Here is a 24430-nt window from a genome sequence, read left to right as displayed (position 1 = left end):
ATCGGAAGGCTAAGGACGGATTTCGGTAGAATAGGGCACCCTCGGCGGGCGGTCAGCGCATAAGGAGTGCCCTGACCTTCACGATGCGAGATGTCAGACGGCAGTCCACCGGTGCTCCACAGATCGCCCACAAGTTGTTCAGCAACTGCTCCACCGATCCTGTGGATAACCTGTTCGTATCTTTGATGTTGTGGACCTGCAACGACCCCTTTGGACCCTGTTCCCGGATGTACGTGCTTCCCTTTTTGCCTACAATGAAGTTCCAACTACTGCAGTTGCCATTGCTTGTTGGTTCAGGGCGCGTCTCCAGAAGACGCGCCCTTTTTTCTTGCCTGTCGCACTCTGCGCACGAGCCAATTCAAGTACTTAAGCGTTCCCGTTGATGAATCACATCAGAAACTTTTCGATCATTGCGCACATCGACCACGGCAAGTCGACGCTCGCAGACCGTTTGATCCAGCGTTGCGGCGGCCTCGCAGAACGCGAGATGGAAGCGCAGGTGCTCGACTCGATGGACATCGAAAAAGAGCGTGGGATAACCATCAAGGCACAGACCGCTGCGCTGCACTACAAGGCACGCGATGGGCAGGTCTACAACCTCAATCTGATCGACACGCCAGGCCACGTCGACTTCTCGTATGAAGTGAGCCGCTCGCTGTCGGCATGCGAAGGCGCATTGCTCGTCGTCGATGCATCGCAAGGCGTCGAAGCGCAGACAGTGGCCAACTGCTACACCGCGCTCGACCTCGGCGTCGAAGTGGTGCCCGTGCTCAACAAGATCGATTTGCCCAACGCGGATCTCGACAACGCACGCACCGAGATCGAAGACGTGATCGGCATCGACGCGACCGATGCGATCCCGTGCTCGGCAAAGACCGGCGTGGGCATCGACGACATTCTCGAAGCCATCGTCGCCAAAATGCCCGCGCCGCGCGGCAATCCCGACGGTCCGCTGCGCGCGATGATCGTCGACAGCTGGTTCGATGCGTACGTCGGCGTCGTCATGCTGGTGCGCGTGGTCGACGGCCGGCTCGCGAAGGGCGATCGCATCAAGATGATGGCGTCGGGTGCGATGTACAACGCCGACAGCGTCGGCGTCTTCACGCCCGCCAACGAAGCGCGTGCGTCGCTCGAGGCGGGCGAGGTGGGCTACATCATCGCGGGCATCAAGGAACTGCAGGCGGCCAAGGTCGGCGACACGGTTACGCTGATCAAGCCCGGCAGCGGCGGCGCGGCGGCCACGGCCACCGAGGCGCTGCCCGGCTTCAAGGAGATCCAGCCGCAGGTGTTTGCGGGCCTCTACCCGACCGAAGCGAGCGAGTACGACTCGCTGCGCGACGCGCTCGAAAAGCTCAAGCTCAACGATTCGTCGCTGCGCTACGAGCCCGAGGTGAGCCAGGCGCTCGGTTTCGGCTTTCGCTGCGGCTTCCTCGGCCTGCTGCACATGGAGATCGTGCAGGAGCGCCTGGAGCGCGAGTTCGACCAGGACCTGATCACGACCGCGCCGAGCGTGGTCTATCAGGTGGTCAAGAACGACGGCGAAGTGCTCATGGTCGAGAACCCGTCCAAGATGCCCGACGTCGGCAGGATGGCGGAGATCCGCGAGCCCATCGTCACCGTGCATCTCTATATGCCGCAGGAATACGTCGGCTCCGTCATGACGCTGGCCAACCAGAAGCGCGGCGTGCAGATGAACATGGCCTACCACGGCCGCCAGGTCATGCTGACCTACGAGATGCCGCTCGGAGAGATCGTGCTCGACTTCTTCGACAAGCTGAAATCGGTGAGCCGCGGCTACGCCTCGATGGACTACGAGTTCAAGGAGTACCGCGCTTCGGACGTGGTCAAGGTCGACATCCTGCTCAACGGCGACAAGGTCGACGCGCTGTCGATCATCGTGCACCGCAGCCAGTCGCAGTACCGCGGCCGGGCGGTGGTGTCGAAGATGCGCGAGATCATTTCGCGCCAGATGTACGACGTGGCGATCCAGGCGGCCATTGGGGTCACCATCATTGCGCGTGAGACAATCAAGGCGCTTCGCAAGAACGTGCTGGCCAAGTGCTATGGCGGCGACATCACCCGCAAGAAGAAGCTGCTCGAGAAGCAGAAGGCGGGCAAGAAAAGAATGAAGCAGATCGGCTCCGTCGAGGTCCCGCAAGAGGCCTTCCTCGCGATTCTGCAAGTCGAAGACTGATCAAAAAATGGCATTCCTCACCTCCCTGGTCCTCGCGGCTTTTGCCGCCTATGTCGGCGCCTGGTATTTCAACGCGATCGAAGGCAACTTCGCCTTGCTGCTGTTCCTGGCCACAGTGGTCACCGGGCTGTACTGGCTGGCCGAGCGCTTCTATTTCCTGCCCCGGCGCGAACGGGCCGCCGCCAGGCTCGAAGACTCGCTGACCGAGCGCAATGCGCGCCTGGCCGAGCAGGGTATCAGGCAGGTCGATACGGCCGACGCGAAGGCGAGCGAGCGGCTGTTGATGCAGCCCTGGTGGCTCGACTGGACCGCGGGCCTGTTCCCCGTGATCCTGGTGGTGTTCCTGCTGCGCTCGTTTCTCTACGAGCCCTTCAAGATTCCCTCGGGCTCGATGATGCCCACGCTGCTGACCGGTGACCTGATCCTGGTCAACAAGTTCACCTACGGCCTGCGCCTGCCCGTGATCAACACCAAGATCACCGACGGAACGCCGCTGGCGCGCGGCGACGTGGTGGTGTTCCGCTACCCGCCCAAGCCGAGCATGGACTACATCAAGCGCGTGGTCGGTATTCCCGGCGACGAAGTGGCCTACCTGAACAAGAAGCTGACGATCAACGGCCAGCCGGTGTCCAAGGTGGCGGATGCCGACTACCTCGACAGCGAGTCGATGCGCCTGCTCAAGCAATACGGGGAGGACCTGGGCGGCAAGCAGCACAAGCTGCTCAACGACGAGGCCGCGCCGTCCTTCGTTCCGGGCGCCAGCGACTTTCCGTTTCGCGAAAACTGCCGTTACTCGGTCGAAGGCGTAGTCTGCAAGGTGCCGGCCGGCAACTATTTCATGATGGGCGACAACCGCGATAATTCGGCGGACTCGCGTTTCTGGGGCTTCGTTCCAGACAAGAACATCGTGGGCAGGGCGTTCTTCGTCTGGATGAACTTCAGCGATCTGGGTCGCATCGGTCCGTTTCAATAAGCATTCATCAGCATAGTTCGAGGGGTATGAGGGCATGAGAACACATCGGTTCGTTCGCAGCAGGGCTGCGCAGCAACGCGGCATTTCGTTCATCGGCTTGGTGTTCGTCGCGGTGGTGCTCGGGTGCCTGGGCGTGGTCGTCGCGCAGGTCATCCCGACGCTGATCGAATGGCAGGCCATCGACAAGGCCGCCAACAAGGCCAAGGAGGGGGCAACCGTGCCCGAAGTGCGCGCGATTTTCGATCGCGCCCAGGCCATCGACGACTTCAAGTCGGTCAGCGGCAGGGACCTCGAGATCAAGAAGGTCGGCGACAAGGTGGTCGTGTCGTATTCGTACGAGCGCGAGATCCCCCTGTTCGGCCCCGCCTTCCTGACGCTCAAGTACAAGGGCGAAACCCGCTGAACACGGCGCCAAAAAAGGTGGACGGCAGCCTCGCCGCGCTGCAGGCGCGCCTCCAGCACACCTTCTCCGACCCGCGGCTGCTCCAACTCGCGCTCACGCACCGCAGTTTCTCGGCCGACCACAACGAGCGCCTCGAGTTTCTCGGCGACTCGGTGCTGAACCTGGCGGTCTCGCACCTGCTCTACATGCGCCTGTCGGCTTTGCCCGAAGGCGACCTGTCGCGCGTGCGTGCCAACCTCGTCAAGCAGGACACGCTGCATCGCCTGGCGGTAGGACTGGCGCTGTCGCCGCTGCTGCGGCTCGGCGAGGGCGAGGCGCGATCGGGCGGGCCCAACCGGCCGTCGATCCTGGCCGATGCGCTCGAGGCGCTGATCGGCGCGGTCTATCTGGACGCCGGCTTTGCCGCCGCCGAGGCGCTGGTGCACCGGCTCTACGAGTCGGTCGAAATCAACCCGCGCATGGAAGCCGCGGCCAAGGATCCGAAGACCGAATTGCAGGAATGGCTGCAGGGTCACAAAATGAAGCTGCCGGTGTATCGCGTGGCTGCCACACTGGGCGCGGCGCACAAGCAGACTTTCGATGTCGAGTGCGAGGTGCCCGAGTTGGGGCTTCGCGAACGCGGCATCGGCGGCTCGCGCCGCGCCGGTGAGCAGGCGGCCGCGGCTGCCATGTTGATCCGGCTCAAGGCACGCGGTGCCGCGTGAAATCACTATGAACGATGCTATCAATCCCGTAGCCGGGCCCGAAGACGCAGAAGGCGGCGCGGGTACCGGCGGTCCCCAGCACTGTGGGCTCATCGCCATTGTCGGCAAGCCCAATGTGGGCAAGTCGACGCTGCTCAACGCGCTGGTGGGCCAGAAGATCAGCATCACCTCGCGCAAGGCGCAGACCACGCGCCACCGGATCACCGGCATGCGCACGCTGGGCGCCACGCAGTTCGTGTTCGTCGACACGCCGGGTTTCCAGACCCTGCACGCCAACGCGCTGAACAAGTCGCTCAACAAGACCGTGCAGGGCGCGGTCGGCGACGTGGACCTGATCCTGTTCGTGGTCGAGGCCGGCAGCTTCACGCCGGCCGACGAGCGCGTGCTCAAGCTGCTCGGCAAGGGCATCCCGACCGTGCTGCTGGCCAACAAGCTCGACAACGTGCACCGCCGCGGTGACATCGCGCCCTGGCTGAAGACCATGCAGGAGAAGCACAGCTTCGCCGAGTTCGTACCGATGTCGGCGAAGAACGCCAAGGATGTCGAGCGCCTGTTCGGCATCTGCGAGAAGTACCTGCCCGAACAGCCCTGGTTCTACGACGAGGACGAGCTGACCGACCGCAGCGAGAAATTCCTCGCCGGCGAGCTGGTGCGCGAGAAGCTGTTCCGCCTCACCGGCGACGAGCTGCCCTACACCTCGACCGTCATCATCGACAAGTTCGAGGAAGAGCCGCCCCAGAAGAAGGGCCAGAAGCGCCTGCTGCGCATTGCCGCCACCATCGTGGTCGAGCGCGACGGCCACAAGGCCATGGTGATCGGCGACAAGGGCGAGCGCATCAAGCGCATCGGCATGGAAACGCGCGTCGAGCTCGAAAAGCTGGCCGACGCCAAGGTGTTCCTCGAACTGTGGGTGAAGGTGCGCTCGGGCTGGGCCGATGACGAAGCCCGCGTGCGTTCCTTCGGCTATGAGTAGGCAAACCCCCAGGCTTGCTCGCTTCGCGTAGCCGCCAACCCCCTTGCAGGGGGCAACGCCAGTGGTCCGGCGAAGCCGGTTCCACGGCGTTTGCCGCCTTCAAGCCTCGATGCTCCATAGCGCACTGACATGGCCACCCACCGCGTTTCGCACGAGCCGGCTTACGTCCTCCATCGCTACGACTGGAGCGAGTCGAGCCTGATCCTCGAGGTATTCACCCGCCACCACGGGCGCATCGCGCTCGTGGCCAAGGGGGCGAAGCGGCCGAGCTCCAACTTCCGTCCCGTGCTGCTGCCGCTGCAGCCGCTGCAGCTCAACTACGGTGGCGACGCCGAGATCCGCACGCTCAAGGGCGCCGAATGGATGGGCGGCCACGTCATGCCGACCGGCGAGGCGCTGCTGTCGGGCTACTACGTCAACGAACTGCTGCTGCGACTGCTGGCGCGCGATGACGCCCACGAAGCGCTGTTCGACGCCTACGCCGGGGTTGTTCAGGTGCTGGCGGGCGATCACGCCGAGGCCCAGGCGGCCACCCAGGCGGCGGCGCTGCGCGCTTTCGAACTGCTGCTGCTGCGCGGGGTTGGCCTGCTGCCCTCGCTCGATGCGCAGACCCTCACGCTGGAACCGCTCGCCGCCCGGGAGCGCTACAGCCTCGTGCCCGAAGCCGGATTGCGCCAGGCCGCCGCCGACGAGGCAGCACTGACCGGTACCGAGTGGCAGGCCCTGCAGGCCGTTCTCGACGACCGGGCTCCTTTTACCGCCACGTTGCGTGAAATTGCCACCATGAACGCCGGTAGCAACAGTGCCCTGCGCAACCAGTTGCGCGCCTTGCTCAACTACCATTGCGGCGTGTCCACGCTGCGCACGCGGCAAATGATGAGAGATCTGCAAGCACTATGAGCACTTCAGGCCACGCCGGCATCGCCACTCCCACCTCGCTGTCGGTCAACCTCAACAAGGTCGCCCTGGTCCGCAACACGCGCCACCTGGGCATTCCGAGCGTGGTGAAGGCTGCCCAGGCCTGCCTGGCCGCCGGTGCGCACGGCATCACAGTGCATCCGCGGCCCGATGCACGCCATATCCGCGCGCACGACGTCAGAGACCTGTCGGCGCTGCTCGCCAAGGACTGGCCGGCCATCGAGTTCAACATCGAGGGCAACCCGTTCCAGAACCTGATGGATTTCGTGCGCACGCTGAAGCCGCACCAGGCCACCTTCGTGCCCGACAGCGAAACCCAGTCGACCAGCGACCACGGCTGGACCTTCCCCGACGATGCCGACCGCCTTCGCCCGCTGATCGCCGAAGCGAAGGCGCTGGGCGTACGCGTCAGCCTGTTCATGGACCCGATCCCCGAGATGATGGCCGCGGTCAAGGCCGTGGGCGCCGACCGCGTCGAGCTCTACACCGAAGGCTACGCGGCATCACGCGGCACGCCCGACGAGCAGGCGGTGCTGGCGCGCTATGCCGATTCGGCGCGCGCGGCGCTGGCCGCGGGTTTGGGCGTCAATGCCGGGCACGACCTGAGCCGCGACAACCTCGCCGCCTTCCTGCGCGCGGTGCCCGGCGTGCAGGAAGTCTCGATCGGCCATGCCTTCGTGGCCGACGCGCTCGAGCTTGGCTACACGGCCGCCACGCGCGACTACCTGCGCTGCATCGACGAGGCGCAGCAATGAACGCCAGCGCCGCATGATCTACGGCATTGGCACCGACATCTGCGACTTGCGTCGCATTGCAGCGACCTTCGAGCGGCAGGGTGAACGCTTTGCCCGCAAGGTGCTGAGCGATGCCGAGTTCAAGGTCTGGGAAGCCCGCCGCGCTCGCTGGCCCAAGCGCGGCCTGAGCTACCTTGCGACCCGGTTCTCCGCCAAGGAGGCCTTCAGCAAGGCTATCGGCCTGGGCATGCGTTCGCCCATGAGCTGGCGGCTGTGCGAAATCGCGAACCTGCGCAGCGGCAAGCCCGTCATCGTGCTGCATGGCGACCTGAAGGATTGGTTCGAGGCGCAGGGCCTCACGGCCCACGTGACCGTGACCGACGAAACCGAATACGCCGCGAGCTTCGTGGTGGTGGAGAAAACATGACCGCCGGGCTTGCCGATCGCCCCCACGCGCCGCTGATCATCGATGTGGCGGCCACCGAACTCAACGACGCCGACCGCCGGCGCCTCGCCAATCCGCTTGTCGGCGGCGTGATCCATTTCGCCCGCAACTGGCGGGATCGCGCCCAGATGACCGCGCTCAATGCCGAGATCAAGGCAATCCGGCCCGACCTGCTGATCTGCGTCGACCACGAAGGTGGCCGCGTGCAGCGCTTTCGCACCGACGGCTTCACGCGCCTGCCGTCGATGCGCGCGCTGGGCGAGCTGTGGATGCGCGACGCCATGCGCGCCACCCAGGCCGCGACCGCTGCCGGACAGGTACTGGCGGGCGAGCTGCGCGCCTGCGGCGTCGACTTCAGCTTCGCACCGGTGCTCGACCTGGACTACGGCGGCAGCAGCGTCATCGGCGACCGCAGCTTCCACCGCGACCCGCGCGTGGTCGCGCTGCTGGCCAAGAGCGTGATGCACGGCATGCTGCAGATGGGCATGCGCAACTGCGGCAAGCACTTCCCGGGACACGGGTTCGTGCATGCGGATTCGCACGTCGAGATTCCGGTGGACGAGCGCGGCCTCAAGGCCATCCTGGACGACGATGCCAAGCCGTACGACTGGCTGTCGGGCACGCTCGCTGCGGTGATGCCTGCGCACGTGATCTATCCGAAGGTCGACAAGCGGCCGGCGGGGTTTTCGTCGAAGTGGCTCAAGGCGATCCTGCGCCAGCGCCTTGCCTTCGGCGGCGCCGTGTTCAGCGACGACCTGAGCATGGAGGCGGGCCGCTATATCGATGGCCGGTTGCTCAGCTACGCCGATGCGGCGCTGGCTGCGCTCGAAGCCGGGTGCGATCTGGCGATGCTGTGCAACAAGAGCGTTGGCGACGGCGCGCCGCTGGATGAAATGCTCGAAGACTTCGCTCTCGCGGCGCGCACTGAGCGCTGGAAGCCTGACATGCGCAGCGAAGCGCGCCGCAGGGGCCTGTTGCCAAGTGGCCCCTCGATTGCCTGGGACGCACTGGTGGCTTCCACGGCCTACCGTGACGCCAAGCGTGCGTTGGCCCAGCCCGGCCTTGCGGAGTAAGCCATGCCCTTGTGCCTCAGTATCCTTCAGCGCCAGGACGAAGCGGTGCTGCGCAACCACGCGCACTACTGCAGGCTCTACGGCTATCCCCACAAATGGATCGAGAGCGACCGCATCCTTCACCCGGCGCTTCGCGCCAGCGCCAAGTACAGCGAGATCCTGCGCCATCTGCGCACGCTGACCGAAGGAGACTGGCTGTTCTTCATCGATGGCGATTCGGTGGTCTTCCACCCCGTGGCGATCGACGTCCTGATGCAGGGACGTGACCTGCTCGCGGTCGAGAGTCCTCCCGTGGGCAGCCAGACGGGCCTGGCCATGACCAACATGATGGTCGTGCGCAACACGGCTGCCAACCGGTCGATGCTGCACCAGTTGATCGTCGATTCAGGGCACGTGATCGCGCTGGCGGCGAAACGCATCGACGAGGCCGCGCGCCTGCGGCCTGCGGGCCTGCTGGGATGCAATGCCATGGAGCAGGGGTTCTACGTCAACGTGTCCTGGCGCATTGCGCAGTGGTACCAGGCGTCGATCTTCGTGGTCAACCTGGGAGCGCTGCCGGTCGAGGTGGAGGGCGAACTGCGCGAGGACATGCTGCACGATCTGAACCTGCAGCGCTTGCTGGCAGAGCAGGTCGACGAGGCGTTGACCCAGGGGCGCCCGGTCCTGCAGGAACCGGCGTACCCGGAGGTATCGCCGGCGGCGGTGGACAGCTACAACCCGGAGGCGCCCGTCGCCTTTCTGACGCTCTATACGCCGCATATCCGGAGCTACGCGCGCGTGTCCGAGCACAACGTGCGCCGCTATTGCGACAGGCATGGCCATGCGTACCACGTGTACCGCGACATTCCCGCATCCATCGGTCCGAACATCAACGGCTCCTGGATCCGGAGCTGGCTCATCAACCAGCACCTGGCCCGTCATGAGTGGGTCATCTGGGTGGATGCGGATGTCGTCTTCTACAACCAGGCGAAACGCATCGAGCCACTGCTCGAAGGCCGCGACCTGCTGCTTGCCAAGGACGTCGGCGCCTGGCAGTTCAACTCTGGCGTCATGGGTTTTCGGAACACGCCCGGCAACTCGCGCCTGCTCGACCGCATCTGGGAGCGCATCGGCGGCGTGGCTGACAAGTCGGCGGTCTACAGCAGCCAGGGCGACCAGTACTACACGAACGAGGTGCTGATGGAAGAGGGCCTTGTCGGCGAGCAGAACATCCTTGACAACCTCAGCATCAACACGCCGCCGCATCTGGCCAGCGAGGACTCCTTGCTGGTGCATTTCATCAATCTCGGCGAGCCTTACCGCTCCGTGTACATGGCCGCGATGGATGCCCGCTCGCAACGGATCCGATAGCAGTTGGCGAAAGGAAACGACATGACGATGGGCGTGCTGGTCTACATCGACAACAAACGGGAAATCATCGACGAGTTTTCATGGCTCTACAAAAGCATGATCTTCTCGAACCTGTTCTCACGTGCAAGGATCATCGCCGTCTGCCATCCGGACGCCGTCGGCGCACTGCCTCAGGACGAGCGGATCGTCGTGATTCCGAGCGAGCCCTACGCGCAGCGCAATGCCGACTGGAACGGCTACGGCTACATCAATTCCGTGGCGAACCTGTGCGAGCCGGCCGTGATCGAGGAGTGCAGGAAGTACGACACCCTGCTGAAGACCGATTGCGATACCTTCGTCACGCCGGCGCTCACGAACTTCACGCCGACCGGCCTGTGCTTCGGCTTCGGCGCGTACGCCTATGAAGAAGAGGTTCGCCGCAAGCTGTCCGAGTGCAGCCAGCGCTGGGGTTTTCCGCATTCCGGCCTGCACAACGTCGGCGCTTCGGTGCTCGGGCCGTCCGAGTTCGTCTGCAATTTCGTGGAGTCCCAGCTCGACTACTGCAACAAGCTGCTCGACGAGGAGTTTCGCCACTTCCAGGGTACATGGCCGGGCTGGTGCAAGAACGTCGTCACGATGTACGCGGGCGAACTGGCCTTGCGTCGCACCTACCCCCAGCAATGCTCGCTGGGACTGCTTGACCATCTGCCCTATGCGAACCGCGCGCTGGGCAGCGACGTCCTGCACATCCATGCGTGGCACACCGACCAGTACTGGTCCAAGCACCAGTACCGCGCTGACAAATATGCCGGCATGGCGCTCGACGAAATCGACCGGCGCACCTCGGGCGGCTACTGCCACTGGCTGGCCGTCGCCGACGTCGAGCAGGTAAGGGCCGCGGTGGACTGAGGAAGACGCGGGAAGTCTTCAGCGCCCGATGCGTGCCAGCGTCTCGCGGACGGCTTCGGTCGGCGGGGTGGACATGGGTGCGGTCGATCCGTGGAAAAGGGAAAGGCGGGCGGTCACGGCGCCTTCGAGGCCGTCGACCAGAGCGGTTCGCCGCCGGTGTCCAGGTGGGTCAGGTAGAGCCGCAGGTCAAATTCGAGCTGATGGTAGTCGGGCTCCATGTGCGCGCATAGCGCGTAGAAGGCCTTGTCGTGACTCTTTTCCTTGGTATGTGCGAGTTCGTGCACAACGATCATCCGCAACCAAGCCAGGGGCACGCCCTTGAACAGGCTCGCCACCCGGATTTCACGCTTTGCCTTGAGCTTTCCGCCCTGCACGCGCGAAACTGTTGTGTGCGTCCCGAGCGCGTTGCGGATCACATGCAGCTTGTTGTCGAACATGACCTTCGACAGCGGCTCGGCCTTGCGCATGAACTCGCTCTTGAGGTCGCTCACGTAGTCGTAGAGCGCGCGGTCGGTCTGCACGCTGTGCATCCCGTCGGGATAGCGCTTGCCGAGCATCGCGGCCAGCTTGTCCTCGGCCATCAGCTGGCGGACCTGATCCAGCAGGGGCGCCGGATAGCCCGCCAGGTATTTCATGCCCGGTACCCGGTGCGCGCCGCGCAGGCGAGTCCCGTAGCCACGCCGCCGAACAGGTCACCCTCGACCAGATTCACGCCCGCGAAGCTCCTGCGCAGAGCGTGCTGGAACGGCCGAAGGGCGGAAGAGCCGCCGGTGAGATAGATCGCGTCGAGGTTACCGCTGCGCAGGCCCGCGCGCTTGACGCAGGCGTGCGCGCAGGCGATCACGTTCTCGAGCGAACCTGCCAATTGTTGAGCCATGTCGGCCGGCGTGAGCGAGGCCACCAGCCCGCGCTCGGCACAACCGAGGTCGATGGCGGTTTCGGCGTCGGTGATCGACGCATCGATCTTGGCCGCTTCCACCGCACTCGCGATGCGATGCCCGTGCCGTTCCTCGAGCACGGTCATCAGCCGGTCGTGCAGCCGCGTGTCGCTGTAGCTCGTGCGCAGGTCTTTCGCCTGGCGCACTGCCTTGGCGGCGTAGAGCCAGTTGATAAGGTGCCAGGAGGAGAGTTCGAAGAACACCTTGCTCGGCACTTCGCGCCCCTGCGGGCCGTGGTGCCGGAAGCCGAACTGCGGCATCACGCGCTCGAGGTTCAGGCGTTGGTCGAAATCGGTGCCGCCGATGTGCACGCCGCTGGTGGCCAGCACGTCGTCGCTGCGGTCCTCGCGGGTCGCGCGCTCGGGTCCGACGCGCACTACGGTGAAGTCGGAGGTGCCGCCGCCGATGTCGACGATGAGCACGATCGACTCCTTGGCGATGCGCTGCTCGTAGTCGAACGCGGCTGCGATCGGCTCGAGCTGGAAGGCGATCTCGCGGAACCCCGCTGCGCGTGCCGCGTGGCGCAGGCTTTCCTCGGCACGCTCGTCGCGCTTCGGATCGTCGTCCACGAAGTGCACGGGCCGGCCGATCACCACGCGCTCGGGCATCTGGCCGAGTTCACGGCTGGCGCGCACGGCCAGCTCTCGCAGGAAGCGGGCGATGATGTCCTCGAAGCTCACGAGGCCGTCGTAAATGGCGGTCTTCTCTTGCATCAGCGCGCTGCCGAGCAGGCTCTTCAGCGAGCGCATCAGCCGGCCTTCGGTGCCCGAGAGGTACTGGCCGATGGCGTCGCGGCCGAAATGCGTGGTTCGGTCTTCGGCATTGAAGAAGATCGCGGTGGGCAGGGTGGTGGCCACGCCTTCGATGGGCAACAAGCGGGCCTCGCCGTCGACCCGGCAGGCCACGGCGGAGTTGGAGGTGCCGAAGTCGATGCCGATCGTCGGCAGCGACGACGGTAACTGCACGTTCAAGATTCCCTGCGCAGCGCCGGGAACAGAATCACATCGCGGATGCTCGGCGAATCGGTCAGCAGCATCATCAGCCGGTCGATGCCGATGCCGCAGCCGCCGGTGGGCGGCATGCCGTATTCGAGGGCGCGAACGAAGTCGTGGTCGTAGAACATGGCCTCGTCGTCGCCGCTGTCCTTGGCGACCACCTGGGCGTTGAAGCGCGCGGCCTGATCTTCGGCGTCGTTGAGCTCGCTGAAGCCATTGCCGAATTCGCGGCCCGTGATGTAGAGCTCGAAGCGCTCGGTGACTTCGGGGCGCTCGTCGTTGGCGCGCGCCAGCGGCGAGATCTCGGTCGGGTGCTCCATGATGAAGGTCGGCTGCCAGAGCTTTTCTTCGACGGTTTCCTCGAAGTACATCACCTGCAGGCTCGCGAGGCTGCGCTGCGAGAGCTTGTCCTTCTCTTCGCTGAGGCCGATCTTGCGCAGTGCATTGATCAGCCAGGCGCTGTCGTCCACACCGTCGCCGGCGTCGGTGTGCTTGAGGATCGCTTCGCGGATCGTCAGGCGTTCGAAGGGCTGCGTCAGATCGACGGCCTTGCCGCCGTACGTGAGTTGCTGCGTGCCCACGGCCTTGTCGGCGATGGTGCGGATCAGCGTCTCGGTGAAGTCCATCAGGTCGCGGTAGTTCCAGTAGGCCGCGTAGAACTCCATCATCGTGAACTCGGGGTTGTGCCGCACCGAGATGCCCTCGTTGCGGTAGCTCCGGTTGATCTCGAACACGCGCTCGAAGCCGCCGACGATCAGGCGCTTGAGGTAGAGCTCGGGCGCGATGCGCAGGAACATTTCCTGGTCGAGCGCGTTGTGGTGCGTCTTGAAAGGCTTGGCGTTCGCGCCGCCCGGAATCGGGTGGAGCATGGGCGTCTCGACTTCGAGGAAATCATTGGCCACCATGAATTCGCGCAGCGCGCTCACTGCCTTGCTGCGCGCGGTGAAGCGCACACGGGCGGTTTCGTCGGTGATCAGGTCGACGTAGCGCTGGCGGTACTTCTGCTCCTGGTCGGCCATGCCGTGGAACTTGTCGGGCAGCGGGCGCAGGCTCTTGGTAAGCAGGCGCAGCTTCGTGACCTTGACCGACAACTCGCCGGTCTTGGTCTTCATCAGCGTGCCTTCGGCGCCCACGATGTCGCCGAGGTCCCAGCGCTTGAAATCGGCGTAGACGTCTTCGCCGACCGCGTCGCGCGTCACGTAGAGCTGGATGCGGCTCGTGGCGTCCTGTACGGTCGCGAAGCTGGCCTTGCCCATCACGCGCTTGAGCATCATGCGGCCGGCCACGCTCACGGAAACGGCTTGCGCTTCGAGGGCCTCGGCCTCGGTGGCGCCATGTGCCTCGACGAGTGCCGCGGCGCGGTGGCCCGGCTTGAAGTCGTTCGGGAACGCAACCCCCTTGCCCTCGGTCTGCGCTGTGCGCAGCAGCTTGAGCTTCTCGCGGCGTTCGGCGATGAGCTGGTTGTCGTCGACGGCCGGCGCCGAGGCGGGCGCTGCAGCGGGCGTGGGAATGGGAGGGGTCAGGTGATCGGACATGGAGAGCGGGTGAGGCGCAACGGGAGCGTGCGCGAGCCCGGCATTTTAGCCGATCGGATTCAGGCGAAGCCGCTGTCCAATGCCCGCCGATCCTGCGTAATGCGCTACGAAAAATATAGCGATCTATTGAGCAATACCCGTGCGTGCGAGCAGATCGCTGATCAGCTCGAGGCGCATCAGCGGGCTGTCGAGCTCCATCAGGCGCTGCTTCAGTTCGAGCTGCATCGGCACCAGTTCGCACCAGCGGTTCGCCACCCAGCCGCAATCGTCGAGCAGGTAGGGCATGCCGATGGGCAACCGTACCGATCCGCCCTGTTCGCGGCGCCGCTCCTCGAGCGTGTCGATCAGGCGTTGCAGTGCCGTGGCGGTGTGTTTCAGGTCGTCGGGAATTTCCAGCGCGACGTCGTCGGCCACGGCCTCCACTTCGGCGACCCACAGACCGTGCTTCTGCAACTCGGTGTCGCGCACCCGGAAGCGTTGCGTGCCCACGCATTCGATCTGCAGCAGCCCGCTTTGCGGCGATTCGAACTCGCGAATCATCGCCAACGTGCCGATGGCAGCGAAGCTCTCCGCATCGGCGCCGGCCTTGCGCACTTCGCTGCCGCTGGTGAGGCTCACCACGCCGAAGGGCGCGTCGGCCTTGCGGCATTTGCCGATCATGTCGAGATAGCGGACCTCGAAGATGCGCAGCGGAAGAAGGCCTCCCGGAAACAGGACCGTACCGAGCGGAAACAATGGCAGTGAATGCAAAAGGGGTAGTGTCGTCATCGAAGAGCCTTGCGTGGCTATCATCGCATTCCGCTCACGGCTGCGCCCCATGCTCTATCAGATTCCCTCGTTCCTCCTCGACGTGATCGTCGGCCTGCTCGGCGGCGCCTGCCTGCTGCGCCTCTACATGCAATACCACCGGGTGCCGTTCGGCAATCCGCTCGGGCGCTTCGTGTTCGCCATCACCGACTGGATCGTGCTGCCGCTGCGGCGCATCGTGCCGTCGGTGAAGCGCTGGGACCTTGCCAGCCTGATCGCCGCGTGGCTGCTGGTGCTGCTGAAGTTCCTGCTGCTGTGGCTGCTTGCCGGCAACCTGGGACGGATTGCGACCCTTCCCCTGGTGTCGCTGGTCGGGCTGATGCAGCTGGCCGTCTCGGGCCTGACCGCACTGCTGGTGGTTTATGCGGTGCTGTCCTGGATTCCGGGCGCGTCGCCGATGCTGCTTGACTTGATCTCCCGTTTGGCCGAGCCGCTGGTGCGGCCCTTCAGGCGCTTCATCCCGCTGATCGGCGGCGTCGATCTCTCGCCGCTGGCGGCCATCGTGGTACTGCAGGTGATCGCGATCGTGCTGGGCAACCTGCTGATGTTTGCCTATCAACTGACGTTCTGAGCCTCACAAGCAAAAGAGCCCGGGTGCATCGCACCCGGGCTCTTTTGCATTGGCTTGCTGTTCGTTCCTCAGCTGACCGCGTCGGCCGGCTGGCGCAGCAGCATGGCCAGCGAGCTGGCAATGGTCTTGCGCAGTTCGCGGCGGTCGCTGATGAAGTCGATGGCGCCCTTGGTCTGCAGGAACTCGGCGCGCTGGAAGCCTTCGGGCAGCGTCACGCGCACGGTCGACTCGATCACGCGCGGGCCGGCGAAGCCGATCAGCGCCTTGGGCTCGGCAATGACCACGTCGCCCACGAAGGCGAAGCCGGCCGACACGCCTCCCATCGTCGGGTCGGTCAGCACGCTGATGTAGGGCAGGCCCTTCTTCGCGAGGCGCGTGAGCGCGGCGTTGGTCTTGGCCATTTGCATGAGCGAGAGCAGGCCTTCCTGCATGCGCGCGCCGCCGGTTGCGGTGAAGCAGATGAAGGGCACCTTCTGCTCGATGGCGGTTTCGACGCCGCGCACGAAGCGCTCGCCGACCACGCTGCCCATGGAGCCGCCCATGAACTCGAACTCGAAGCAGGCCACGACCACGCTGATGCTGTGCACCGAGCCGCCCATGACGACCAGCGCGTCGGTCTCGCCGGTGTTCTCCAGCGCTTCCTTGAGCCGCTCGGGGTACTTGCGGCTGTCCTTGAATTTCAGGGCGTCGACCGGCAGCACTTCCTGGCCGACTTCGTAGCGGCCCTCGGCGTCGAGGAACGCGTCGAGCCGCGCGCGGGCGCCGATGCGGTGGTGGTGGCTGCAGCTGGGGCAGACGTTCTGGTTGTGCTCGAGGTCGGTCTTGTAGAGGACGGTCTCGCAGGCGGGGCACTTGATCCACAGGCCCTCGGGCACCTGGCGGCGCTCCGATGGGTCGGTTTGTGCGATCTTGGCGGGTAGCAGTTTTTCAAGCCAGCTCATAGGACTCCGAATTAGCTCCCCTCTCCCGCATGCGGGAGAGGGGCTGGGGGTGAGGGGCAGCAGCGATTATCGGCCAGCCGCATTCTTCGGGATAGCCGCCGGCAGCGCATCGAGCGCCTCGCGGATGCCGGCGAGGAATTCGCGCACCACGGGCACGACCTTTTCGCGGGGCTGGTCTTCGATCAACTGGATGATCTTCGTGCCGATCACGACCGCATCGGCGGCCGAGCCGACCGCCTGCGCGGTGCGCGCGTCGCGAATGCCGAAACCCACGCCGACCGGAATGCTCACGTGCTGGCGGATGCGCGGAATCATCTGCCCGACCGCCTCGGTGTCGAGGTGGCCGGCGCCGGTCACGCCCTTGAGCGACACGTAGTAGACGTAGCCGCTCGCGATGCGCGCGACCTGCGCCATGCGCTCGTCGGTGCTCGTTGGCGCGAGCAGGAAGATCAGGTCGATGCCGGCCGCCTTCAGGTCCGCCGCGAAAGCTTCGCATTCCTCGGGCGGGTAGTCGACCACCAGCAGGCCGTCGACGCCGGCCGCGGCCGCATCGCGGATGAAGGCTTTCTTTCCGTGCACGAGGTCGTAGCGCTCGACCGGGTTGGCATAGCCCATCAGCACCACGGGCGTGGTCGCGTCCTTCTGGCGGAAGGCGGCGACGATGGCCAGCACCTGCTTCATGCCGATGCCCAATGCCAGCGCGGCCTCGCCGGCCTTCTGGATCACGGGCCCGTCGGCCATGGGGTCGGAGAAGGGCACGCCCAGCTCGATCACGTCGGCGCCGGCCTCGACCATGCCGTGCATCAGCTCGGGCGAGATGTCTGCGAACGGGAAACCGGCGGTGACGTAGGGAATGAGGGCGCGGCGGCCGTCTTTTTTCAGTGCGTCGAAGGTGGTTGCAATGCGGCTCATCACTTGCCTCCCTTCACGCTGAGGCCGCGCATCGAGGGGCGGTCATAGAAGTCGACGCCCGACAGGTCGGCCACGGTGCCGATGTCCTTGTCGCCACGGCCCGAGAGGTTCACCAGGATGGATTGATCGGGGCGCATGGTCTTCGCGAGCTTCATCGCGTGGGCCACGGCATGGCTGGATTCGAGCGCGGGAATGATGCCCTCCGTTCGGCACAAATAATGGAAGGCTTCGAGCGCCTCGGTGTCGGTGATGCCGACGTATTCGGCCCGGCCGATGTCGGCCAGGTACGCGTGCTCGGGGCCCACGCCGGGGTAGTCGAGCCCCGCGCTGATGCTGTGCGTCTCGGTGATCTGGCCGTCGTCGTTCTGCAGCAGGTAGGTGCGGTTGCCGTGCAGCACGCCCGGGCTGCCGCGCAGGATCGAGGCCGAGTGCTTGCCGCTGTCGAGCCCTTCGCCCGCCGCCTCGACGCCGATCAGGCGCGTGCCGGCAAACGGAATGTAGGGATGGAAAATCCCCATCGCATTGCTGCCGCCGCCCACGCAGGCGACCACCACGTCGGGCTGCCTGCCCTCCGCTTCGCCGGTGATGCCGTCGGCCGCGAGCATGGCGGGCATCTGCTCGATGCACTCGGTGCCGATCACGCTCTGGAAGTCTCGCACCATGGTCGGGTAGGGGTGCGGACCGGCCACGGTGCCGATGATGTAGAAAGTGTTTTCCACGTTCGTGACCCAGTCGCGCATCGCCTCGTTGAGCGCGTCCTTCAGCGTCTTGCTGCCCGATTCGACGGGCACCACGGTCGCGCCGAGCAGGTTCATGCGGTAGACGTTCGGGCTCTGGCGCTTCACGTCCTGGCTGCCCATGTAGACCACGCATTCGAGGCCGTAGCGTGCGCAGATGGTGGCGGTGGCCACGCCGTGCTGGCCGGCGCCGGTCTCGGCGATCACGCGGGGCTTGCCCATGCGGCGCGCGAGCATCGCCTGGCCGATCACGTTGTTGATCTTGTGCGCGCCGGTGTGGTTGAGGTCTTCGCGCTTCAGGTAGATCTGCGCGCCGCCCATTTCGCGGCTGGTGCGCGCGGCGTGGTAGATCGGCGAGGGACGGCCGACGAAGTGCTTCAGTTCGTAGTGGAATTCGGCAAGGAAGGCCGGATCGTCCTTGAACCTGGCGTACGCGTCGCGCAGTTCGTTGATCGCGTGGGTGAGCGTTTCGCTCGCGAAGGTGCCGCCGTAATTGCCGAAATGGCCGGTGGCGTCGGGTTGCTGGTAGTTGCTTTGCATGGTTCTCGATCGGTGGGCCGCAGCCCGACATCGATCGGCTGCGGCGGCTAGCTGGAGAAGGACGCGTCGGCCGCCCTGACGGCTGCGACGAATTGCCGGATCTTTCCGGCGTCCTTGAGGCCCTTGTTCCCGGGACCGTCGATTTCGACGCCCGAGCTCACATCAACGGACAGCGTCTTGCAGCGCGTCCGCAGGATGCGAATGCCATCGCTCACGTTTGCAGGTGTGAGCCCACCACTCAAGACGAGGTGAGCGTCGACGGCGGGTGGAAGAAGTGACCAATCGAATGCCTTGCCGCCACCGCCATAACCTTCGACATGCGCGTCGAGCAGGATGGCCTGGGCGTGGGAGTAATCGGAAGCGTATTTTACGAGGTCGAAGCCGGCGCCGGCAGCCCCCAGTGGAATGCGGGCGGCGCGCATGTAGCGGAAGCGGCCTGGGCCGGTGGCTTCCTCGCACCGTTCGGGCGTTTCCTCGCCGTGGAACTGGGCGATCGCGCCCTTCACATGGGCGAGTGCTGCTATGACTTCAGGAGCATCCTCGTTGACGAACAGCAGCACCGGTGTGATGAACGGGGGCAGGCGCGAAGCGAGTTCGGCAGCGCGTTCGGCCGTCACTGCGCGGGGGCTTTTCGCATAGAGCACGAAGCCGATGGCATCGGCACCCGCTTCGACCGCGGCATCCACATCGGCCTCGCGTGTGAGGCCGCAGATCTTGATGCGGGTGCGGGGAGACGTCATGGAGGTCCATCATAAGGAGCGCCACCGGCCTGCAGCGTCGCCTCGGCCGGCAGACCCCACTTGGCATCGTACAACGGGCCCAGGAAGTACAGGCCGTCCGCGGAGAAGGTCGGCGCCGCCGCCTTGCGGCTGCGCGCCTCGAGCACCTCGGCAATCCATTCGGGCCGCTCGTCGCCGCGGCCGATGCGCACGAGGCAGCCCATCAGGTTGCGGATCATGTGGTGCAGGAACGCGTCGGCCTCGAACTCGAAATGCCAGCGGCAGCGTTCGCCTTCGCCAACCCGCGTGACTTGGATGCGGCGCAGGTTCTTCACGGGCGACTTGGCCTGGCAGGCCGAGGCACGGAACGAACTGAAATCATGCGTGCCGATGAGCACGGCGGCGGCTTTGCGCATTGCATCGCCGTCGAGCGCATGCATCGACCAGCCGACCCGGCCCGAATCCAGGCTGGGCCGCACCGGCGACTGCGAGAGCACATAGAGGTAGCGGCGTGCCAGCGCGCTGGCGCGGCAATGGAATTCATCGGGCACCGGGTGCGCCCACTGCACCGCGATGTCGTCGGGCAGGAAGCGGTTGGTGCCACGCGTCCAGGAGAAGGGCTCGCGCTCGACGTCGGTGTCGAAGTGCACCACCTGCATCAGCGCGTGGACGCCGGCGTCGGTGCGGCCGGCGCACAGTGTGCCGATCTTGCCGGATGGCTGCGCGGCGAACTTCGTGAGGGCCGCTTCGAGCTTGTCCTGCACCGTGCGGCCCGAGCGCTGGCTTTGCCAGCCCTCGTACGCCTGGCCGTTGTACCGGATGCCGAGTGCCAGCCTCACGAATTCAGGGACGGTACAACAACAACCGCTCAGCGCAGTTCTGCGAGCAGCTGACGGGCTTGCGACTTGAGATCGCCGGCGCTTTCGGCTTCGACTTCCTCGACCAGCGAACGGGCACCTTCGACGTCGCCGATGGCTTGCAGTTCGCGAGCCAGCGACAGCTTGACGGCGTGCGGGCTGTCGTCGCCTTCATCGTCATCGTGCGTGGCGGCTGCGGCGGGCTTCGCGGTTTCGGCGGGGCGGGCTGGCAGGCCTGCCAGCGCGCTCATGTCGAACTCGATGAAGCCCGAGTCGGCCGGCAGCGCATTGCGCAGCATGGCGGGGCGGGTGTTGTCCGCATCGCTCAGCGAACCGGGGAGCGTGTCGACCGTCAGCGCGCCGGGGGCGGTGTCGAAATCGTTTTCGAGATCGACAGGCGTGGCGGCGTGGCCGTTCGACAGGGGGGCTGGGGGGCGCGCGGTCGTCGGAGCGGACGCGTAGATCGACTTCGGCAGGCTGGCGCTGACCGGTGCATGTTGCTGGGCCGGTGCGGGGGCGGGTGCCGGCGGCGTGGTCAGGTCGAGGTCGAAGTCCAGCGGTGCCACCGAGGGCACGAAGGCGGGCGGAGCAACGGCAACCGGCGGTGCAACGGGAGCAGGTGCTGCCGGCTTGGCGGCCGCGGCGAGGGCGCCCGCGAAGGCGGCCGTCTCGGCCGCGCTGGCGCCGCCGCTGCGGGGAGCGCCCGATTCGTACAGCGGGTTGCCCGGATCGAGATCCTTGCCCATGTCGACCACACGGTTCCAGTCGGAGCCGAGGCCGCCCGTCAGCTTGTGCACTTCGGTGGCGAGGCCTTCGTAGGCACGCACGTCGCGGCGCTTGGCGTGGATCTCGAGCAGCTTGAGGTGGATGGCGGTGCGGTCCGGGTTCAGGCGCAGCGCTTCGCGCAGGATTTCCTCGGCCTGCAGGTCGCGGCCATAGGCCAGGTAGACGTCGGCTTCGGCCACGGGATCGACGTCGCCCGCGTCGAGTTGGCTCGGCGAGTACGACAGCGACGAGACGGTGGAGTCGCCACGATGCTTGGTGTCGACCGATTCGCCGCCGCTGGCGCCGAAGAACGAGTCCTTCGGGATGCGGCTTTCGAGGAACACGCTCTCGCTCATTTCCTCGCGCCGGCGGCCCAGCACGCGGTACAGCAGGAAGCCGATAAGCAGCGCGATCAGCGCCGCGCCGGCCAGCATCAGCGGGTTGTCCAGGAGCTCTTCGAGGAAGGTGGGCTCCGGCGGGGGCGGCGGTGCCGGCTTCTTCACGGCCGGCTTGGGTGCCGTGGCAGCCACGGCGGCGCTCGCAGCCGGAGTTGCGGGAGCAGCAGCTGCATCGGTTGCGGCTGCTGCCGGTGCGGCAGCGGCGGCCTCTGCCGTCGGGGCAGCAGCAGGAGCGGCAGCAGTTGCCTCGGTCGTGGGCGCGGCGGGGCTCGGTGCTGCCGTTGCCGCTGCAGGAACTGCGGGTGCGGCCGCGACGACAGGAGCTGGGGCCGGGGCTGGCGCCGGCGCAGCAATGGGGGCAGGGCTTGCGGCGACTGGAGGTGCGACCGTCGCGCTGGTGGCCGGTGTCGGAACCGGGATGCCCGGCTTCGCCGGTGCCGGTGCAGCCGCACCGGCAGCAGCAGGTGCCGACGAACCGGTGCCCGTTGCAGCCTTGAGCTTGTTCAGCTCGCTGATGTTCTTCGACAGTTCCGCGACGCGGTTGCTGCTGTCCTGCGCCTGGCGGCTCTGGGCGACCTTCTCGTCGGCGGCGCGGGAGGCCGCGCTGCCTTGCGAGATCGTGAGCTTGTCGGGCGTGCTGGCCGCTGCGTTGCGGTCTTCGACGTTGGCCTGCAGCTTGCCCGAGGCCTTGCGGCTCGCGGCCGCGACGTTCGAGGTCGGCGCGTTGTCGGCCAGCCGCTGGCGATAGGCGCCGAAGTCGCGGCTTTGTGCCGTGACCGTGCGGCGGGCTTCGTCCGGCAGGACGGCGGCCGCCTCGGCGCTGCTCGGCAGATCGAGCACGGCGCCGGCGCGCATGCGGTTGATGTTGCCGCCCGAGAACGCATCCGGATTGGCGAGCAGCAACGCGACCAGCATCTGGTCCAGGGACACGTCGGCGGGCTTGTGGGCGGCCGCGATCTTGCTGGCGGTGTCGCCGCGCTGCACCGTAACCTGTTCGCCGCCACTGCTGCGAGCAGGTGCGGCCGCAGTGACCGGCGCGGGCGCTGCTGCAGCCGGCGCAGGCGCCGCGGGTGCTGCCGATGGCGCCGCCACAGGGGCGCGCTCGCGGCGCGCACGCGCTGCCGGGGCAGTGCGTTCGGTCGGCGTGGCGATCCGGGGTGCGATGGGCGTGGCCGGCGCGCTGGTCGTTGGCTGGCGCGTGGCCGGCGGATCGAGCAGCACGGTGTAGTCGCGCACGATCCGGCCGGAGGCGCCGTTGGCTTCGAGCAGCAGGTCGACGAACGGGTCGTTCAATGGGCGGTTGCCGCTCAGACGCACCACGTACTGGCCGCCGGCGCGACGCTGCAGCGTCGCCTTGACGTCGCTCAGTGCCGAGTTGTACGGAACGCCCGCGTTTTTGAAGGCTTCGGCCGTGGCGATGTTGATCTTCAGACCGTCCGCCTCGTTGGCGGCGATTTCGGTCACGTCGATCTCGGCGCGCAACGGTTCGCCCAAGGCCGATTGCACCTTCAGCTGACCCAGCGCAAAAGCGCTGGCGTCGGTGCTGGCGATGCCCAGGGCCACGGCTGCCGCCGCGCCGAGGATGGAAAGCCGCCAGCCATTCGATGGCAGAAGCGGGCGAGCGGCCGATGGGCTGGCCGCAGGCAACAGATGTCTTGTCATGCTGATAGGGGGCGGCTCAGGCCCAGAATTTGTAAGAGGACGTTAGCACCATCACCGGGTACTGACAAGGCAGTGCGCGTGTTCTACCCAGTGCGCGCATACTTACGATCACATCTTCCGTTGCCAGAAGGCAACAGTTTGTGTTTCAAAAGGCCCTGAGCTGCCCGCATCAGGCTTCGAGCAGGATGCGCAGCATGCGGCGCAGGGGTTCGGCGGCGCCCCACAGCAGCTGGTCGCCGATGGTGAAGGCACCGACGTACTCAGGGCCCATCGCCAGCTTGCGGATGCGGCCGACCGGAATGTTCATGGTGCCCGTCACGGCCACCGGCGTCAGGTCCTTCACGGTGGCTTCGCGCGTGTTCGGCACCACGCTGGCCCACGGGTTGTCCGCGGCGATCATCGCTTCGATGTCGGCCAGGGGAACATCCTTCTTGAGCTTGAAGGTCAGGGCCTGGCTGTGGCAGCGCATCGCACCGACGCGCACGCAGAAGCCATCGACGGGTACGGCGGCAGTGCCGAAGCCCGCACCCTGGCCGAGGATCTTGTTGGTTTCTGCACCGGCCTTCCACTCTTCCTTGGACATGCCGTCGCCCAGGTCCTTGTCGATCCAGGGGATCAGCGAGCCGCCCAGCGGCGCGCCGAAATTGGCCGTTTCGGCTGCGCTCAGGTTCTGCTGCTTGTGCAGCACCTTGCGGTCGATCTCGAGAATGGCCGACTTCGGGTCGTCCAGCAGCGCGCGCACTTCGGCGTTCAGGGTGCCGAACTGGGTCAGCAGCTCGCGCATGTGCTGAGCGCCGCCGCCAGAGGCTGCCTGGTAGGTCATGCTGGTCATCCACTCGACAAGGCCGGCCTTGTAGAGGGCGCCAACGCCCATGAGCATGCAGCTCACGGTGCAGTTGCCGCCGATCCAGTTCTTGCCGCCGTTGGCGAGCGCGTTCTGGATCACCGGCAGGTTGACCGGGTCAAGCACGATGACCGCGTCGTCCTGCATGCGCAGGGTGGAGGCGGCGTCGATCCAGTGGCCGGCCCAGCCCGCGGCGCGCAGCTTGGGGAAGACCTCGCTGGTGTAGTCCCCGCCCTGGCAGGTGATGACGATGTCGCACTTCTTCAGTGCCTCGATGTCGTTCGCATCCTTCAGCGCGGTTTCGTTCCTGGCCATTGCCGGAGCCTTGCCGCCAGCGTTGGAGGTCGAGAAGAAGACCGGCTCGATGAGACCGAAGTCGCCTTCGGCCTGCATGCGGTCCATCAGGACCGAGCCGACCATGCCGCGCCAGCCTACGAGGCCGACCAGAGGTTGATTGGATGCGTTCGCCATTTCAGTTTGCCCTTGTGAAAAAAGAAAAAGTTGTCTTTTTTTGCCCCCGACTCGTCGAGCCGGGGAGGGGCGTGACGAAGCGG

23 protein-coding genes are annotated in these 24430 nt (G+C 65.9%); 12 read left to right on the top strand and 11 right to left on the bottom strand.

Annotated features, from left to right (window positions below):
• Nucleotides 1–382: 382 nt before the first annotated feature.
• The 11 genes from lepA (at nt 383) to ACCD11_RS18550 (ending at nt 10655) form a co-directional block, all read left to right on the top strand.
• Nucleotides 383–2194 carry a translation elongation factor 4 gene (lepA, locus tag ACCD11_RS18600; RefSeq protein ID WP_007830478.1) on the top strand — a complete coding sequence of 604 codons (1812 nt, stop codon included), beginning with the start codon at nt 383–385 and terminating at the stop codon, nt 2192–2194.
• A 7-nt stretch (nt 2195–2201) separates the two neighbouring features.
• Nucleotides 2202–3167, top strand: a complete 966-nt coding sequence (gene lepB, locus ACCD11_RS18595) for a signal peptidase I (protein ID WP_413314987.1) — start codon at nt 2202–2204, stop codon at nt 3165–3167.
• Nucleotides 3168–3201: 34 nt separating this feature from the next.
• Nucleotides 3202–3570: a DUF4845 domain-containing protein gene (locus tag ACCD11_RS18590; RefSeq protein ID WP_007830480.1), complete on the top strand. Its 369-nt coding sequence runs from the start codon at nt 3202–3204 to the stop codon at nt 3568–3570.
• Between the two features lie 17 nt (nt 3571–3587).
• Complete coding sequence (gene rnc / locus ACCD11_RS18585; RefSeq protein ID WP_007830481.1) at nt 3588–4274, top strand: ribonuclease III; 687 nt, start codon at nt 3588–3590, stop codon at nt 4272–4274.
• 7 nt (nt 4275–4281) lie between these two features.
• Nucleotides 4282–5247 (top strand): GTPase Era, encoded by a 966-nt coding sequence (era, locus tag ACCD11_RS18580; RefSeq protein WP_007830482.1) that lies wholly within the window; start codon nt 4282–4284, stop codon nt 5245–5247.
• Nucleotides 5248–5376: 129 nt separating this feature from the next.
• Nucleotides 5377–6147, top strand: a complete 771-nt coding sequence (gene recO, locus ACCD11_RS18575; RefSeq protein ID WP_413314986.1) for a DNA repair protein RecO — start codon at nt 5377–5379, stop codon at nt 6145–6147.
• Nucleotides 6144–6920 (top strand): pyridoxine 5'-phosphate synthase, encoded by a 777-nt coding sequence (locus ACCD11_RS18570; RefSeq protein WP_413314985.1) that lies wholly within the window; start codon nt 6144–6146, stop codon nt 6918–6920. The genes recO and ACCD11_RS18570 overlap by 4 nt, the downstream gene beginning before the upstream one ends.
• 13 nt (nt 6921–6933) lie before the next feature.
• Nucleotides 6934–7326: a holo-ACP synthase gene (acpS, locus tag ACCD11_RS18565; RefSeq protein ID WP_007830485.1), complete on the top strand. Its 393-nt coding sequence runs from the start codon at nt 6934–6936 to the stop codon at nt 7324–7326.
• Nucleotides 7323–8417 (top strand): beta-N-acetylhexosaminidase, encoded by a 1095-nt coding sequence (gene nagZ, locus ACCD11_RS18560; protein WP_413314984.1) that lies wholly within the window; start codon nt 7323–7325, stop codon nt 8415–8417. Before acpS ends, nagZ begins: the two co-directional genes overlap by 4 nt.
• Before the next feature lie 3 nt (nt 8418–8420).
• A complete protein-coding gene (locus ACCD11_RS18555; RefSeq protein WP_413314983.1) occupies nt 8421–9767 on the top strand; it encodes a galactosyl transferase GMA12/MNN10 family protein in 1347 nt (448 codons plus the stop codon).
• A gap of 21 nt (nt 9768–9788) precedes the next feature.
• The gene (locus tag ACCD11_RS18550) at nt 9789–10655 is read left to right on the top strand and encodes a hypothetical protein (protein WP_413314982.1); all 867 of its coding nucleotides are present in this window, start codon (nt 9789–9791) and stop codon (nt 10653–10655) included.
• A 113-nt stretch (nt 10656–10768) separates the two neighbouring features.
• Here ACCD11_RS18550 and ACCD11_RS18545 read toward each other — a convergent pair whose 3' ends face one another.
• The 4 genes from ACCD11_RS18545 to ACCD11_RS18530 form a co-directional block, all read right to left on the bottom strand.
• Nucleotides 10769–11290, bottom strand: coding sequence for a M48 family metallopeptidase (locus ACCD11_RS18545; protein WP_007830489.1), 522 nt, complete (start codon nt 11288–11290; stop codon nt 10769–10771).
• A complete protein-coding gene (locus ACCD11_RS18540) occupies nt 11287–12564 on the bottom strand; it encodes an Hsp70 family protein (protein ID WP_413314981.1) in 1278 nt (425 codons plus the stop codon). Before ACCD11_RS18540 ends, ACCD11_RS18545 begins: the two co-directional genes overlap by 4 nt.
• On the bottom strand, nt 12561–14123 hold the full coding sequence (lysS, locus tag ACCD11_RS18535; RefSeq protein ID WP_413314979.1) for a lysine--tRNA ligase: 1563 nt from the start codon (nt 14121–14123) through the stop codon (nt 12561–12563). Before lysS ends, ACCD11_RS18540 begins: the two co-directional genes overlap by 4 nt.
• A gap of 123 nt (nt 14124–14246) precedes the next feature.
• Complete coding sequence (locus ACCD11_RS18530; RefSeq protein WP_413314978.1) at nt 14247–14891, bottom strand: LON peptidase substrate-binding domain-containing protein; 645 nt, start codon at nt 14889–14891, stop codon at nt 14247–14249.
• Between the two features lie 49 nt (nt 14892–14940).
• Between ACCD11_RS18530 and ACCD11_RS18525 the strand changes: the two genes are divergently transcribed.
• The gene (locus ACCD11_RS18525; protein WP_413315007.1) at nt 14941–15501 is read left to right on the top strand and encodes a YggT family protein; all 561 of its coding nucleotides are present in this window, start codon (nt 14941–14943) and stop codon (nt 15499–15501) included.
• Nucleotides 15502–15569: 68 nt separating this feature from the next.
• Here ACCD11_RS18525 and accD read toward each other — a convergent pair whose 3' ends face one another.
• The 7 genes from accD to asd form a co-directional block, all read right to left on the bottom strand.
• Nucleotides 15570–16442, bottom strand: a complete 873-nt coding sequence (gene accD / locus ACCD11_RS18520) for an acetyl-CoA carboxylase, carboxyltransferase subunit beta (protein ID WP_007830494.1) — start codon at nt 16440–16442, stop codon at nt 15570–15572.
• A gap of 66 nt (nt 16443–16508) precedes the next feature.
• Nucleotides 16509–17354 carry a tryptophan synthase subunit alpha gene (gene trpA, locus ACCD11_RS18515; RefSeq protein WP_413314977.1) on the bottom strand — a complete coding sequence of 282 codons (846 nt, stop codon included), beginning with the start codon at nt 17352–17354 and terminating at the stop codon, nt 16509–16511.
• A complete protein-coding gene (gene trpB, locus ACCD11_RS18510) occupies nt 17354–18631 on the bottom strand; it encodes a tryptophan synthase subunit beta (RefSeq protein ID WP_413314976.1) in 1278 nt (425 codons plus the stop codon). The genes trpA and trpB overlap by 1 nt, the downstream gene beginning before the upstream one ends.
• Nucleotides 18632–18678: 47 nt before the next feature.
• Nucleotides 18679–19371 carry a phosphoribosylanthranilate isomerase gene (locus ACCD11_RS18505; RefSeq protein ID WP_007830497.1) on the bottom strand — a complete coding sequence of 231 codons (693 nt, stop codon included), beginning with the start codon at nt 19369–19371 and terminating at the stop codon, nt 18679–18681.
• Nucleotides 19368–20189 carry a tRNA pseudouridine(38-40) synthase TruA gene (gene truA, locus ACCD11_RS18500; protein ID WP_007830498.1) on the bottom strand — a complete coding sequence of 274 codons (822 nt, stop codon included), beginning with the start codon at nt 20187–20189 and terminating at the stop codon, nt 19368–19370. Before truA ends, ACCD11_RS18505 begins: the two co-directional genes overlap by 4 nt.
• A gap of 29 nt (nt 20190–20218) precedes the next feature.
• The gene (locus ACCD11_RS18495; protein ID WP_413314974.1) at nt 20219–23032 is read right to left on the bottom strand and encodes a FimV/HubP family polar landmark protein; all 2814 of its coding nucleotides are present in this window, start codon (nt 23030–23032) and stop codon (nt 20219–20221) included.
• Nucleotides 23033–23201: 169 nt separating this feature from the next.
• Nucleotides 23202–24347 (bottom strand): aspartate-semialdehyde dehydrogenase, encoded by a 1146-nt coding sequence (gene asd, locus ACCD11_RS18490; protein WP_007830500.1) that lies wholly within the window; start codon nt 24345–24347, stop codon nt 23202–23204.
• Nucleotides 24348–24430: the final 83 nt, after the last annotated feature.

The organism is Variovorax sp. Varisp36 (assembly GCF_047304235.1).
GTDB lineage: Bacteria > Pseudomonadota > Gammaproteobacteria > Burkholderiales > Burkholderiaceae_C > Variovorax.
The sequence above is the reverse complement of the archived record's forward strand: the minus strand, read 5'-3'. Positions and strand labels throughout refer to the sequence as shown.

Coding starts and splice junctions, on each gene's coding strand:
- trpA (WP_413314977.1), bottom strand. CDS start 17,354: ATGAGCCGCATTGCAACCACCTTCGACGCACTGAAAAAAGACGGCCGC.
- lysS (WP_413314979.1), bottom strand. CDS start 14,123: ATGTCCGATCACCTGACCCCTCCCATTCCCACGCCCGCTGCAGCGCCC.
- accD (WP_007830494.1), bottom strand. CDS start 16,442: ATGAGCTGGCTTGAAAAACTGCTACCCGCCAAGATCGCACAAACCGAC.
- ACCD11_RS18590 (WP_007830480.1), top strand. CDS start 3,202: ATGAGAACACATCGGTTCGTTCGCAGCAGGGCTGCGCAGCAACGCGGC.
- nagZ (WP_413314984.1), top strand. CDS start 7,323: ATGACCGCCGGGCTTGCCGATCGCCCCCACGCGCCGCTGATCATCGAT.
- ACCD11_RS18530 (WP_413314978.1), bottom strand. CDS start 14,891: ATGACGACACTACCCCTTTTGCATTCACTGCCATTGTTTCCGCTCGGT.
- ACCD11_RS18545 (WP_007830489.1), bottom strand. CDS start 11,290: ATGAAATACCTGGCGGGCTATCCGGCGCCCCTGCTGGATCAGGTCCGC.
- recO (WP_413314986.1), top strand. CDS start 5,377: ATGGCCACCCACCGCGTTTCGCACGAGCCGGCTTACGTCCTCCATCGC.
- ACCD11_RS18525 (WP_413315007.1), top strand. CDS start 14,941: ATGCTCTATCAGATTCCCTCGTTCCTCCTCGACGTGATCGTCGGCCTG.
- trpB (WP_413314976.1), bottom strand. CDS start 18,631: ATGCAAAGCAACTACCAGCAACCCGACGCCACCGGCCATTTCGGCAAT.
- ACCD11_RS18495 (WP_413314974.1), bottom strand. CDS start 23,032: ATGACAAGACATCTGTTGCCTGCGGCCAGCCCATCGGCCGCTCGCCCG.
- acpS (WP_007830485.1), top strand. CDS start 6,934: ATGATCTACGGCATTGGCACCGACATCTGCGACTTGCGTCGCATTGCA.
- ACCD11_RS18550 (WP_413314982.1), top strand. CDS start 9,789: ATGACGATGGGCGTGCTGGTCTACATCGACAACAAACGGGAAATCATC.
- lepA (WP_007830478.1), top strand. CDS start 383: ATGAATCACATCAGAAACTTTTCGATCATTGCGCACATCGACCACGGC.
- ACCD11_RS18555 (WP_413314983.1), top strand. CDS start 8,421: ATGCCCTTGTGCCTCAGTATCCTTCAGCGCCAGGACGAAGCGGTGCTG.
- lepB (WP_413314987.1), top strand. CDS start 2,202: ATGGCATTCCTCACCTCCCTGGTCCTCGCGGCTTTTGCCGCCTATGTC.
- ACCD11_RS18570 (WP_413314985.1), top strand. CDS start 6,144: ATGAGCACTTCAGGCCACGCCGGCATCGCCACTCCCACCTCGCTGTCG.
- ACCD11_RS18505 (WP_007830497.1), bottom strand. CDS start 19,371: ATGACGTCTCCCCGCACCCGCATCAAGATCTGCGGCCTCACACGCGAG.
- era (WP_007830482.1), top strand. CDS start 4,282: ATGAACGATGCTATCAATCCCGTAGCCGGGCCCGAAGACGCAGAAGGC.
- asd (WP_007830500.1), bottom strand. CDS start 24,347: ATGGCGAACGCATCCAATCAACCTCTGGTCGGCCTCGTAGGCTGGCGC.